At 72.3% G+C, this 12,956-nt stretch carries 12 protein-coding genes; 7 read left to right on the plus strand and 5 right to left on the minus strand.

Translation table 11 applies throughout. The features are described from left to right. Positions 1–62: 62 nt before the first annotated feature. The 4 genes from CHF15_RS27870 to CHF15_RS27885 all read left to right on the plus strand — a co-directional run bounded on the left by CHF15_RS27870 (position 63) and on the right by CHF15_RS27885 (position 3,016). A complete protein-coding gene (locus CHF15_RS27870; RefSeq protein WP_089226634.1) occupies positions 63–701 on the plus strand; it encodes a helix-turn-helix domain-containing protein in 639 nt (212 codons plus the stop codon). Positions 702–778: 77 nt separating this feature from the next. Next, complete coding sequence (locus tag CHF15_RS27875) at positions 779–1,315, plus strand: NUDIX hydrolase family protein (protein ID WP_179279992.1); 537 nt, start codon at positions 779–781, stop codon at positions 1,313–1,315. Between the two features lie 169 nt (positions 1,316–1,484). After that, complete coding sequence (locus CHF15_RS27880; protein WP_089226635.1) at positions 1,485–2,510, plus strand: baeRF2 domain-containing protein; 1,026 nt, start codon at positions 1,485–1,487, stop codon at positions 2,508–2,510. Between the two features lie 62 nt (positions 2,511–2,572). Then, positions 2,573–3,016, plus strand: a complete 444-nt coding sequence (locus CHF15_RS27885; protein WP_245939078.1) for an ATP-binding protein — start codon at positions 2,573–2,575, stop codon at positions 3,014–3,016. A gap of 70 nt (positions 3,017–3,086) precedes the next feature. Here the strand turns inward: CHF15_RS27885 and CHF15_RS27890 are convergent, their stop codons facing one another. Further along, positions 3,087–3,818, minus strand: coding sequence for an SDR family oxidoreductase (locus CHF15_RS27890; protein ID WP_089226636.1), 732 nt, complete (start codon positions 3,816–3,818; stop codon positions 3,087–3,089). Between the two features lie 191 nt (positions 3,819–4,009). Here CHF15_RS27890 and CHF15_RS27895 point away from each other — a divergent pair, with 191 nt between their 5' ends. After that, the gene (locus CHF15_RS27895) at positions 4,010–4,849 is read left to right on the plus strand and encodes a helix-turn-helix transcriptional regulator (protein WP_089226637.1); all 840 of its coding nucleotides are present in this window, start codon (positions 4,010–4,012) and stop codon (positions 4,847–4,849) included. A gap of 96 nt (positions 4,850–4,945) precedes the next feature. Here the strand turns inward: CHF15_RS27895 and CHF15_RS27900 are convergent, their stop codons facing one another. Next, entirely contained in the window at positions 4,946–7,426 is a 2,481-nt protein-coding gene (locus tag CHF15_RS27900; RefSeq protein ID WP_265737411.1) for an XRE family transcriptional regulator, read from the minus strand. Between the two features lie 178 nt (positions 7,427–7,604). Here CHF15_RS27900 and CHF15_RS27905 point away from each other — a divergent pair, with 178 nt between their 5' ends. Both CHF15_RS27905 and CHF15_RS27910 read left to right on the plus strand, forming a co-directional pair. Next, on the plus strand, positions 7,605–8,060 hold the full coding sequence (locus tag CHF15_RS27905) for a carboxymuconolactone decarboxylase family protein (RefSeq protein ID WP_089226639.1): 456 nt from the start codon (positions 7,605–7,607) through the stop codon (positions 8,058–8,060). A gap of 200 nt (positions 8,061–8,260) precedes the next feature. Further along, positions 8,261–8,611 carry a hypothetical protein gene (locus tag CHF15_RS27910; protein WP_089226640.1) on the plus strand — a complete coding sequence of 117 codons (351 nt, stop codon included), beginning with the start codon at positions 8,261–8,263 and terminating at the stop codon, positions 8,609–8,611. Between the two features lie 101 nt (positions 8,612–8,712). Here CHF15_RS27910 and CHF15_RS27915 read toward each other — a convergent pair whose 3' ends face one another. From CHF15_RS27915 to mmsA, 3 genes are all read right to left on the minus strand, one after another. Then, positions 8,713–9,831 (minus strand): substrate-binding domain-containing protein, encoded by a 1,119-nt coding sequence (locus CHF15_RS27915; RefSeq protein ID WP_089226641.1) that lies wholly within the window; start codon positions 9,829–9,831, stop codon positions 8,713–8,715. 80 nt (positions 9,832–9,911) lie between these two features. Then, on the minus strand, positions 9,912–11,210 hold the full coding sequence (mmsB, locus tag CHF15_RS27920; RefSeq protein WP_089226642.1) for a multiple monosaccharide ABC transporter permease: 1,299 nt from the start codon (positions 11,208–11,210) through the stop codon (positions 9,912–9,914). Continuing rightward, entirely contained in the window at positions 11,207–12,754 is a 1,548-nt protein-coding gene (gene mmsA, locus CHF15_RS27925) for a multiple monosaccharide ABC transporter ATP-binding protein (RefSeq protein WP_089226643.1), read from the minus strand. The genes mmsB and mmsA overlap by 4 nt, the downstream gene beginning before the upstream one ends. Between the last annotated feature and the right edge of the window lie 202 nt (positions 12,755–12,956).

Raw genomic sequence — 12,956 nt, forward strand, 5'->3', positions numbered from 1 at the left:
CCGCGGCCACGGCCGGCTCGCCGGAGCCGCGGGGCGGTCGACAGGGAAGGAAGGGGTTCCGGGTGGACGACGACATCGATGCGCGCGTCGCGCTGTGGGGGCCGGCCTGCGAGGCCGTGGCCAGGCTCCTCAGCCCGCACGCCGAAGTGGTCCTGCACGACGTCGGGGACGAGCGCGTCCTGGCCGTCTGGAACCCGGTCACGCGACGTACCGCCGGGGACCGGGCGCTGCCGGGCGAGCTGGGGCCGCCTGGGCGTCCGGCGGACGACGTCGACGGCCCGCGGGAGACGCTGCTCCCCGGCGGCCGGCGGGTGTCCTCCGTCAGCGCGGTGCTGAGCGACGCCGACGGCACCCCGTCGGCCGTGCTCTGCGTCCACCTGGACCGCACACCGCTTGACCGGGCGGCCGCCGTCCTGACCGCGTTCGCCGCTCCGGCCGCCGCACCAGGCGAGCAGGCGCCCCTGGCGGAGGGGTGGACCCGGCAGGTGGACCGGGTCATCGCCGCCCGCGTCCGCGCGCGGGGCCGGCCCGCCGAACGCCTGGACCGCACGGACCGCCTCACCGTCCTCGGCGAACTCGAACGGGCCGGGGTCTTCGCGAGGCGCGGCGCGGTACCCGTCGTCGCCGAGGCCCTCGGGACGTCCCGCTCGACGATCTACGCGCTGCTCGCCGAGCTCAGGGCAGGAGGGGAACGGGCCTGACCGCACGTGTCGAACAGGTTCGCGGCGCACGCCGTCGATCGCCCCCACGTGGCGTTCTCTCCGCGTACGATCACCCGATGGCCGACATGACCGAAACCACGCCCGGCTGGCTGTCTCCGGACGACCTGGAGCTGACCCGCGCACGCATGCCGATCCTCTACGTGGACGCCGTGCCCGTGCGGGTCGACGACAGCGGGGAGGTGACACACATCGGTCTCCTCCTGCGCATCGGGCCGGACGGGAGCGTCAGCCGCGCCCTCGTCTCCGGGCGGGTGCTCCACCACGAGCGTGTCCGCGAGGCGCTGGTCCGGCATCTGGAGAAGGACCTCGGGCCCATGGCGCTGCCACGCATCCCGGTCTCCCCGCAGCCCTTCACCATCGCCGAGTACTTCCCGACGCAGGGCGTGACGCCTTTCCACGACCCCCGGCAGCACTCGGTGTCGCTGGCCTACGTCGTCCCCGTGGCGGGCGACTGCCACCCCCGGCAGGACGCCCTCGACCTGGTGTGGTTCACCCCTCAGGAGGCGTCGTCGCCGCAGCTGCAGCAGGAGATGCAGGGCGGTCAGGGCGTACTGCTCCGGCAGGCCCTCGCGCACGTCGGCTGCCTCTCCTGAGTCCCGTGGCGGCGCGGGCGGCCCGCCGCCGGCGCCGCCACGCATAAGGGATCACGGCGCGGGTACGGGGAGGCACGAGGGGGGCCGGCGCCGGTTGCCGGCGCACACTCCGATCGCACGGGCCCCGTTCGCCTCCCGGCGCCGGGAGCCCGCTCCGGGAGGCACCCTGATGAAGCTGTCGTTCCTGCAACCGCTGTTCACCCGGCCGGGCCCCTGGGCGAGCGCCTACCTGGATACCTCCCGGGACGTCGAGGATCCCGACCGCGTCATCGCGCGGCGCTGGCGGCACCTGCGGGACGACCTCACCGCCCACGGCGCCGACCCGGCCACCGTCCACGCCCTCCACGCCGCCGTGGGCACCGACGACGACCTGCCCGGGCGGCACGGCCAGGCGCTGTTCGCCACCCGCGGGGAACTCGTGCTGGCCGAGGAACTGCCGGAGCCGCCGGTGCGCGACACGGCCGGGCTCGAGGCCCTGCCGGACGCCCTGCCGCTGGTGATGCAGCGTGCCCCGGACGTGCCCTATCTGGAGCTGTTCGTCGGCCGCACCGAGGACGGCGCCGGCGTCCGGGTCGCCGCCCGGACCGGACGCTGGCCGGCCGGACGCCCCGACCCGGATCCGGCCGTCCGGCAGACCGTCCCGGTGGAGGACTGGCCCCGGACCGCGCCGCAGCTCGCCGGGGACCTGGGCGACCTGGCCGACCGCGGCGCGGCCGAGGTGCTCGTGCTGGTCCGCGACCCCGACGACCCCCGGACGGCGCAGGTGCTCGTCCACCACATGCCGGAACGCCTGAGGAGCGACCTCGTCACGGTCGGCACGGCACGTCCCGACGGCACGCCCGGCCAGGCCCCACTGGAGGAGCGCCTCGCCCGTGAGTTCGGCGGCCGCCTCAACGCCGCCGACCAGGCCCGCCTCGAGGCGTACCGGGTGCAGCGGGCCCGGGACCGCACCGGCTGCGAGGGCACCGCGGCCGTCGTCGATGCGCTGCGGGGCGCACGGGCGGCGGCCGTCCTGGTCAACGATCCCCCGCCGCCGCCCGGGCGTCTGTGGGCGGGGCCGGAGGAACCCGCCGGGGCCGCCCTGCTGCGCGCCGCGGCGTGCGGCGGTGCGGAGCTCGTGGTCGTACCCCGCGCCACCCTCGCCCTGGACGACGGAGTCGGTGTCCTGCTGCACCGGAGCGACCCCGGTACGTAGCCCGCGGCCTGCGGAATCGACGGTGACCCGGCCGTGTTGTACCTGGAGGTACAACGAGAGGGATGGGGATGGACACCGTCGAAGCGGGTCAATGGCCGGGCCGGCAGCCCGTGCCGGCCCAGGAAGAAAGCTGGACGCTCTCCTATCGGCCCGAAGCCCCCGCAGAGGCCCGCAAGCTCACCAAGGAGGCTCTGCGGCGCTGGCAGGTACCGGCGGTCACTGCCGACGGAGTCCTGCTGGTCGTCTCGGAGCTCGTCACCAACGCGTTCGAATACGCACGGCCGCCCATCGTGCTGCATCTCGGCCGCGACCGGAGCACCGGACAGGTCCGCGTCGAGGTCACCGACGGCGGACCGGCCCCCGCCATCGGGGAATGGGCCGCCAGCTGCGGCGACTGCGAACACGGCCGGGGCCTGACCATCGTGGACCAGGTCGCCTCGGCGCACGGCGACCACTGGGAGACCGGCCGCGCGACCCACTGGGCGGAGCTCGCCCCCGCGGCCTGACAACGGCGGTACGTGACACGGGGCGGGCCCCCTCCGCCCGGTGCCGCCGTGAAGAAGCGCCCCGCCCGGGTCAGCCCTGCGCCGTGGGGCGTACCACGAGTTCGTTCACGTCGACGTCCGCCGGCCGGTCGATCGCGAAGGCGATGGCGTCGGCGATGGCGGACGCCGGGAGCGCGAGCAGCTCGGCGGCCGCGTGGGCGGCGGCCCTGGCTTCGTCGGAGCCGCCCCGTTCGGTCAGCTCGCTCCGGGTGAAGCCGGGGCTGACCACGGTGACACGCACGTCCCGGCTCTCCTGGCGCAGCCCCTCGGAGAGCGCGGCCACGGCGAACTTGGTGGCGCTGTAGACCGCCGCCGTCGGGTCGACCCGGTGGCCGGACACGGATGAGACGTTGATGATGTGCCCTCCGTCCTGCCGCCGCATGACGGGGAGCGCCGCCGCGACGCCGTAGAGCACCCCGCGCAGGTTGACGTCGATCATCCGCTCCCACTCGTCGACGCGCAGGTCCGCGAGCGGCGAGAGGGGCATCACCCCGGCGTTGTTGACCAGCACGTCGATGCGGCCGTACTCCTCCAGCGCGGCGGCGGCGAAGCAGCGCACCGATTCCAGGCTGGTGACGTCCAGCTCGCGATGGGCGACCGAGGCTCCTTGGGCGCGCAGTTCCCCGGCGAGGGCGGCCAGGCGCCCGGTGCGCCGGGCACCGAGGAGCAGCGCGTGCCCCTGCGCCGCCAGACGGCGGGCGGTCGCCTCGCCGATGCCGCTGCTGGCACCGGTGATCAGGATGGTCTTCGGGTTCGTCGGCATGGTGGTTCTCGCTTCTCGAAGGTGTCACGGCGGCGTCCTGCCGCGTCCTCCATCCGACAGGGCGGCCGAAGGAGGAGGAAGGGTGTGTGTTCCTGGGTGCCGCACACCCACCTGGTACCGGTGACCCCGCGCGCCCGCACTCCGCACGCCCGCACCGGCCCCCGCCGGCGGGCACGGTTAGCATCGGTGGCATGAAGCCGCCACGCGACAACGAGCTCGGCGCGTTCCTGCGCGCGAGCCGGGCGCGCGTGGAGCCGGCCGACGCCGGACTGGCCGCCGGGGGCTCCGGGCGGCGCGTCCGGGGGCTGCGGCGTGAGGAGGTGGCGGTGCTCTCGGGGGTGAGCGCGGACTACTACGCCCGCCTCGAGCAGGGGCGCGAGCGCAATCCTTCCGCCCAGGTCGTCGACGCCATCGGCAGGGCGCTCCGCCTCGCGCCGGACGCCCGCGGGCACCTCCACCATCTGGCGGGACTCGCTCCCCGGCTCACGGCGCACGGCCCGCGCGAACGGGTGCACCCCTCGCTCCTGCAACTGCTCGGGGCGTTCCCGCGCGCCGCGGCGTACGTGCTCGGCCCGGCCTTCGACGTCCTCGCCGCGAATGCGGTCGCCGACGTGCTGCTCTCCCCGTTCGGGGACGAGCGGAACATGCCCCGCATCCTGTTCACCCATCCGCGCGGCCGGGAGGTGTTCACGGATCGGGAGCTGCTGCGGCGCAGCACCGTGTACGCGCTGCGCCTCAACGCCGGGCGGTTTCCCGGTGATCCTGACGTCACCGGCCTCGTCGCCGAACTGACCGAGGCCTCGGCGGAGTTCCGCGCGTTGTGGGAGGACCACACCGTGGGCAGCCTGCCGCGGGCCTTCAAGGTGTTCGTCCACCCGGTGCTGGGGCGCGTCGAACTCACCTACCAGACCTTCGACGTGGTCGACGCCCCAGGGCAGCTGCTGCACGTGGGGACCCCCGAGCCGGGGAGCCCGAGCGAGGCGGCGCTGGCCTCCCTCGGTGACGCCGGCGGTGGGACGGCCGGTCGGTGACCGGCAACACGCCGGGCATCGGCAGGGAGTCCGTCACCTCGAAGCCCGGCTCCTCGTTCCGCTACGTCCCGGCGGCGGCCTGAGGCACCCCCGGGGTCAGGCGCCCGGCGTGGGTTCGCGCAGGAGGGCCTGTCCCGCGGCGCGGTGCTCGGCGGCGGCGGACGGATCCGTGGCGTCGAGCACGGCCGCGATCCCCTCGTGGGCCATGGCCTCCTCGTGGCGGTACCCCACCTTCGGTGCGAGGTCGAGGGCCTGCCGGTGCAGCCGCAGGGCCTCGTCCGGCAGGCCGGCGAGCCGGCAGGTCTCCCCGTAGCCGTTGAGGAAGTGGATCTTCCACTGCTCCTCGAAGATCTCGTCGAGCAGTGCGAACGCCTCGCGGTGGCTGGCCAGCGCCTCCTCGTAGCGGCCCATGCGGCGCAACGCGACACCCAGGCAGTTCAGGCACCATGCCTCGTTGTGCCGGTGCCCGTCCTCACGGGCCAGGGCGAGGGCATGGTGCAGATGGCCGAAGGCGTCCTCGGGTTCCTCGCGGGCGACGGCCACCCCGAGGGTGATGTGCGCGGTGAGCGCCGGCGGCCACGCGAGGTCGGTGTGCGGGATCTCCAGCGCCTCGCGGGCCAGCCGCGCCGCCTCCTGGCGGTGCCCCGACTGCAGCAGGGCCCAGGCCTCGTAGGCGGTGGCGTGGGCGGTGCCCATCGGGCAGCCGGCGTCCGCGTAGAGCTTCCCCGCCAGCCGGAACAGCTCCAGCGGCTCCTCCACGTAGCCCTGCTCCCATCCCAGGTAGCCGCGCCGCATGGTCAGTTCGGCCTCGGCCGGCACGTCCCCGGCCTCCGCGATCAACGCGGCGGCCGCCGCGTACGCGTCCCCGGCCTCCGCCATACGGCCCGCGTTGTAGCGGGCGAAGCCCAGGTCGCTGTAGGCCTCGCCCAGTTGCCGCGGGTCCCCCAGGCGGCGGGCGGCGGCCAGGGAGCCCTCGAAGAGGACGTTGAGCTGGGTGGTGCCGCAGCGCCGGGCGAAGTACGACCGCATGAAGCGCGGCAGTTCGCACACGTGCGCGTCGGCCCCGGCGGCGAGTGCCGCTTCGAACGCGGTCAGCAGGTTGGCGTACTCGGCGCCGAACCAGGCCAGGGCGGTGTTCTTGCTGGCGAACTTCGGCAGCTCCGCCGGGGCGGGTCCCGCGCAGGGCACCGCGCTGCGGGACAGGAAGGGCATGGTGGCGTCGGCGGCGGCGGCCGCGTGCACGTAGTAGTCGAGCACCCGGAGCAGGGCCCTTTCGCGTTCGGCCGCCGGGTCATGCTCGGTGGTCGCCCGCAGCGCGTGCCGGTGCACCAGGTCGTGCAGCCGGTAGCGGCCGGGGGCCGGCTGCTGGACCAGGTGTGCGTCGAGGAGGTCCTCGAGCATTGTCCGGGCGTCGCGCAGCGGCACGTCGGCGAGGGCGGCCACGACGTACTCGTCGAAGGCCGAGCCCGGCAGCAGGCTCAGCAACCGGAACAGGCGGCGCTGGCCGCGGTCCAACTGGTTCACGGACATGGCGAAGGCGGTGTCGAACTCGCTGGGGCCCTCCGCCATCCGCTCGACGAGGATGCCCACGGTCCAGCCCGGCCGGTGCCGCAGCCGTGCCCCGGCGAGCCGCAGGGCCAGCGGCAGGTTGCCGCACAGCCGCAGCACCTCGGCCGCCGCCTGCGGTTCGCGGGCCAGCCGCCCGTCGGTGCCCGCCGGCTCGCCGCCTGCGCGGGCGAGCAGTTCCGCGCTGTCCTGCGGGGTCAGGACGTCCAGTGAGACCGGCGGAACCTCTTCCAGCCCCAGCAGCCGGTTGCGGCTGGTGACCAGGGCGACGGAGTGGCCCGCGCCGGGCAGCAGCGGGCGGACCTGGTCGGCGTCGGCGGCGTTGTCCAGGACGACGACGGCCCGCCGGTGGGCCAGCTCCGACCGCCAGCAGGCGGCCAGTTGCTCGACGCCCTCCTGCGGGATCCGCTCGGAGGGGACGTCGAGCGCGGCGAGCAGCGCCCGCAGCGCGGGGTCGGGGTCGAGGGGCCTGCGGCCCTCGGTGAAGCCGTGCAGATCGAGGTAGAGCTGGGCGTCGGGGTAGTCGGCGGCGAGGCGGTGCGCGGCGTGCACCGCCAGGCAGGTCTTGCCGACACCGGCCATGCCGTCGACGGCGACCACCCGGCTGCCGCCGACCGCGGCGAGCACGGCGGCGAGTTCGGCCTTGCGCCCGGTGAAGTCCGGCACGTCGCGCGGGAGATCGTTGCGGGGCGGGTGCGGGGCCGACGCGGGCGGCGTCGGGGGATGGATCTGGCGGCTGGTCCTCGGGGGCGCCGGCAGCGGGTGGGAGGCCCGTTCCCACAGGGGGCGCAGCGGGCGCGGGTCGCGTGTGACGAGACGGCAGAGCGCGACGACGGCGGGCCAGGGCGGCACGGTCCGGCCCGTGAGGTAGCGCGACAGCGACGACGAACTCAGCCCCGTGTCCCGGGCCAGCGCGCGGACGCCGCGCCCGGAGAGCTCCTGGAGCATCCGCAGCCGCTCGGCCAGTTCCCGAGGTGGGTCGGCCTCCGCCGTCCGTTGCTGCGCAACCACCTGTCCCCCGCCTTCCTGTCCCACCCCGGCTGAACCCGTCCGGACCGCATTGCCGCTGTACACGGCCGTTCCGGGTGTCCCACGGTGTCCCACCGCCGTCGCCGTGGCAAGTCCCGCGCGCTGTCATGGAGTCACGCCCCGGGGCACGGGGCGCCGAAACGGAAGAGGGAGAACCACGATGCAGTCCCGTATGCAGAACCCGGCCATGGTCCTGTCCGGCGCGATGCAGCCCATCCAGGAGCTGATCAAGGCCGCGCACTCCGGCGGAGTGGACGGGCAGACGCTGGAGCTGGTGCACCTGCGGGTGAGTCAGATCAACGGCTGCAGCGCCTGCGTCGACGGCGGCGCGAGGACGGCGCGCAAGGCCGGGGTGAACGACGAGCGCCTGGCCACGGTCGCCGCGTGGCGGGAGGCCCCGTACTTCAGCGAGGAGGAGCGGGCCGCGCTCGCGCTGGCCGAGGCCGCCACGCGGCTGGCCGACCGTCCCGAGGCGGTCGGTGACGAGGTGTGGGACGCCGCCGCCACCTACTTCGACGAGAAGCAGCTGGCCGCGATCGTCCTGATGATCGGCGTCACCAATCTGTTCAACCGGCTCAACGCCACGACCCGGCAGATCGCCGGCGCCTGGGGATGAGGGGCGCGCCGTCCGCCCCGGGCCGCGGACGCGCCCGGGGCGGACTCCCGCGGGGCGGGGCTGACAGCGGGCCCCGCCGGGCCTGGGCGACAGGCCGCGGGTCCGTGTCACACCCGCGGCAGCTGCCCGGTCAAGAGGTGGACGGCTCGACTTCTTCCTGTGCGCCGTCCGGGCACGACCGACGGGTGAGGAGGCGCGCCATGCGGCACATCGCCAGGGCCGTGTCGGCGATCGGGGACGCGCGCGGACCCGGCCACGAGGGGTACGCCCTCGCGCCGCGGTGCCCGCTTGCGACGGCGTGTCGCGCCACCTCGGCGGACAAGTGGCTGGTGGGGTTCCGGGTCCGCGCCGGGGGAACCGGGGCCACCTGGCTGTACTACGTGGTGGACCATGCGAACGACGCGATGGACGCCAAGGAGAGGGCCATCTCCATGGCAGGTGACGAGATCGACGTCCCGTGCCCGCTCGGGCGCGACGGCGTGGGCAGCACGGAGATCCGGCTCATCCACGACGACGGCATCGGGCCACGGCGTCTGCTGCCCTGCCCGTGACGGGGCTCCCTGGGCGAGGGCGCCCCGCACGGCCCGGGAACGCGGCTGCCGCCGGTGCCCGGACGTGGTCCGGGCACCGGCGGCAGCGGGAGTGCGCGCTACTACTTGGTGAGCGGGGAGAGCTTCGGGTCGTTGGCGTAGGCCTCGGCCGCGTTCTCCTTGGTCACGATGACCGGCGGGAGCAGGTACGACGGGACGACCTTGCTGCCGTTGTTGTACGACTTGGTGTCGTTGATCGTCGGCTTGTCGCCCTTCTGCAGGGACTGGACCATCTTGATGGTCTCGGCGACGAGCTTGCGGGTGTCCTTGTTGATGGTGGAGTACTGCTCACCCGCCATGATCGACTTCACCGACTCGACCTCGGAGTCCTGGCCGGTCACGACCGGGACTGGCTTGCCGGCGCCCTTCACCGAGGTGATGATCGCGCGGGCGAGGGTGTCGTTCGGCGAGAGCACGCCGTCGAGCGTCTTCTTGCCCGTGTAGGTGGAGTTCAGCAGCGAGTCCATGCGGCTCTGGGCGTTCTCCGCCTTCCAGCCCTGGGTCGCGGTCTGCTTGATGTCGGTCTGACCGGAACCGACAACGATGTCGCCCTTGTCGATGGCGGGCTTGAGCACCTCCATCGCACCGTCGAAGAAGACCTTCGAGTTGTTGTCGTCCGGCGAACCGGAGAACAGCTCGATCGTGTACGGGCCCTTCGCCTTCTTGGCCTTCATGCCGTCCAGCAGCGCCTGACCCTGCAGCTGGCCGACCTTGAAGTTGTCGAACGCGATGTAGTAGTCGACGTCCTTCGTGTTGGTGATGAGCCGGTCGTAGGCGATGACGGTGGCGCCGGCCTGCTTGGCCTGCGCGACCTGGGTGGACAGCTGCGCGGCGTCGGTCGCGCCGATGACGATGACCTTCGCGCCCTTGGTGACCATGGAGGAGATCTGCGCCTGCTGGTCCGCGACGGTGGTCGAGGCGCCCGCGTACTGCACGTCGGCCTTGAAACCGGCGTCCTTCAGGCCGTTGGTGAACAGGTCACCGGCGAGCACCCAGTTCTCCGAGGTCTTCGCCGGCAGCGCGACACCGACCAGTCCGTCCTGCGCGAAGCCGCCCTTGGCGTCGCTGGTGTCCTTGCCGGTGGAGCCGGAGCCCTCGCGTTCGTTGGAGCACGCCGTGCCCAGGGCGAGCAGCGCGGCGGCGCCGATCACGGCGATGCCTCTGGTGATGGTTCTGCGCATGTGGGTTGTGCCCTTTCCGGGTGATGCGGTGAGAGACGAGCGCCGCCAGGTGCGGCACCCTGGGGGGTACTGCCGGTCGGTCAGCCTGCGACCGGAGCCTTGTCTTGGTCGGAGGCCGGGTTCGGCGGGTCGACCGGTGTGGACGTCTCGTTCTGGCGGAACGGACGCATCAGGGTGCCGATGATCGAGAAGCGCCCCTGGCTCTTGCTGTAGACGTCGAACGCGACGGCGAGGAGGAGGACCAGGCCCTTGATGATCTGGACCATGTCCGAGCCCACGCCCTCCAGTTGGAGGCCGTTGTTGAGCAGCGCCATGACCAGACCGCCGACGATGGAGCCGCTGATGGTGCCGAGCCCACCGGACACCGCGGCGCCGCCGATGAAGACGGCCGCGATGGCGTCGAGTTCCCAGCTCAGACCGTCCTGCGGGCCGGATGCCGCGGAACGGGCCACGAAGATCATGCCGGCGAGCGCGGCCAGCACGGACATGTTCATCATGACCAGGAAGTTGACGCGCCGGAGCTTGACGCCGGACAGCTCGGCCGCGCGGGAGTTGCCTCCGACGGCGTAGATGTGCCGGCCCCCGATGGTGTTGCGGGTGTAGTACGAGTACGCCAGCACCAGGGCGATCAGGATGATGCCGGAGATCGGGAAGCTGGTGCCGACGCGGCCGCCCGCGAAGCGCAGCGTCGTGAAGACGATGATGCCCACCATCACGGCCAGGCGGATCCCGGTCACCCACAGCGGCGCGGCATCGGCGTGCATGACGCGCCGGGTCTGCCGGGCCCGCCACTCGCGCCAGACCACGCCCGCGCAGGCGAGCAGGCCGAGCAGCAGCGTCAGGTTGTTGTAGCCGGTGTCCGGACCCACCTCGGGCAGGAAGCCGGCGCCGATGTCACGGAACCCGGTGGGGACCGGCACGGTGTCCGCGTTGCCGATGTACTGGTTGCCGCCGCGGAACAGGAGCATGCCGGCCAGGGTGACGATGAACGCCGGCACTCCCACGTAGGCGACCCAGAAGCCCTGCCAGGCGCCGATCGCCGCGCCGACGAGCAGGCCGAGCAGGATGCCCAGGGGCCAGGGGAGCGAGTGCTCCTGCATCGTCTTGGCGACCACGATCCCGGTGAACGCGGCCACCGAGCCGACCGACAGGTCGATGTGCCCGGCGACGATCACCATCAGCATGCCGATGGCCAGGATCAGGATGTAGGAGTACTGGCTGACCACGGCGATGAGGTTGCCGGAGGTCAGGGTCAGTCCCCCCGTCCAGATCTGGAACAGGAGCACGATCGCGACGAGCGTGGCGATCATGCCGAACTGGCGGGCGTTGGAGGCCGTGCCCCCGAAGAGGTTCTTCTGCAGGTCTGAGATGCGGCTCATGGGCTCGGTGTCTTCTTCATAGAGGTCATCTGTTTCATGAGGAGTTCCGGGTTCGCGTCGCGGCGTGTCACCTCACCGGTGATGGCGCCTTCGAACACCGTGTAGATGCGGTCGCACAGTCCGATGAGCTCGGGCAGCTCCGAGGAGATGACGATGACGCCCTTGCCCTCGCCCACCAGCCGCTGGATGATCCCGTAGATCTCGTACTTGGCACCGACGTCGATGCCGCGGGTGGGCTCGTCCAGGATGAGCAGGTCGGGGTCGGTGAACATCCACTTGGCGAGGACGACCTTCTGCTGGTTGCCGCCGGAGAGCTTGACGACCTCCTCGTCGACGCCGGGGGTCTTGATCCTCAGGCTCTGCCGGTACTCCTCGGCGATCCGGTGCTCGCGCACCGGGTCGATGACCTGGTGGCGGGAGATCTTCGACAGCTTGGCGGCGACCATCGAGGTCTTGATGTCGTCCAGCAGGTTGAGGCCGATCGACTTGCGGTCCTCGCTGACGTAGGCGAGGCCCTGCCGGATGGCCTCCGACACCGTCTTGAGGTGGATCTCCTTGCCGTCCTTGAAGACCCGTCCCGACAGGAAGGTGCCGTAGGAGCGGCCGAACAGGCTCATCGCGAGTTCGGTGCGCCCGGCGCCCATGAGGCCGGCGAAGCCGACGATCTCACCGCGCCGCACCGTGAAGGTGGAGCCCTTGCAGACGAGCCGTTCGTCCGAGGCGGGGTGCCGCACGGTCCAGTCGCGGACCTCGAAGAACACCTCCCCGATGTCGGGCGTGTGGTCGGGGAACCGGCTGTCGAGTTCCCGGCCGACCATGCCGCGCACGATGCGGTCCTCGTTCACACCGTCGGCCTCGACGTCCAGGCTCTCGATCGTCCGGCCGTCGCGCAGGATGGTGATGGTGTCGGCGACCGCCTCGATCTCGTTCAGCTTGTGCGAGATCATGATCGAGGTGATGCCGCGGTCCCGGAAGCCGCGCAGCAGGTCGAGCAGGTGCTGCGAGTCGGTCTCGTTCAGGGCCGCGGTCGGCTCGTCGAGGATGAGGAGCTTCACGTCCTTGGCGAAGGCCTTGGCGATCTCGACGAGTTGCTGCTTGCCGACGCCGATGTCCTTGACGAGCGTGTCCGGGTCCTCCTTGAGGCCGACCTGCTCCATCAGCTCCAGCGCCCGGTGCTGTGCGGCCTTCCAGTCGATCGAGCCGCGTTTGCGCGGCTCGTTGCCGAGGAAGATGTTCTCCGTGATCGACATGCCGGGGACCAGCGCCAGTTCCTGGTGGATGATGACGATGCCGGCCTGCTCGCTGGCCCGGATGTCGTGGAACCTGACGGTGTCGCCCCGGTAGACGATCTCACCGGTGTAACTGCCGTGCGGGTGGACGCCGCTCAGCACCTTCATGAGGGTGGACTTGCCTGCGCCGTTCTCGCCGCAGATCGCGTGGATCTCCCCCTCCTTCACCACCAGGTTGACGTCCGCGAGCGCCGTCACGCCCGGGAACGTCTTGGTGATGGACCGCATCTCCAGCAGTACCGGGGCGCTGCTCATGCGCGGAGCTCCACGCCGCGGACGCCGCGACGATCACGCGGGCCCGCCTCCCCTGGGATGCGACATTTCGTGGACATCAACTTGCCTCCGATGACACTGCGCCGTGCCTCCATGCCGGACCTGTTACGGCTTGGGCACCGGACTTTAAATCCATTTGTTTTACTAAGTCAACGCCCCTGAGCGGTATCGTCATTGCGGCAAG

Source organism: Actinacidiphila glaucinigra (assembly GCF_900188405.1).
GTDB lineage: Bacteria > Actinomycetota > Actinomycetes > Streptomycetales > Streptomycetaceae > Actinacidiphila > Actinacidiphila glaucinigra.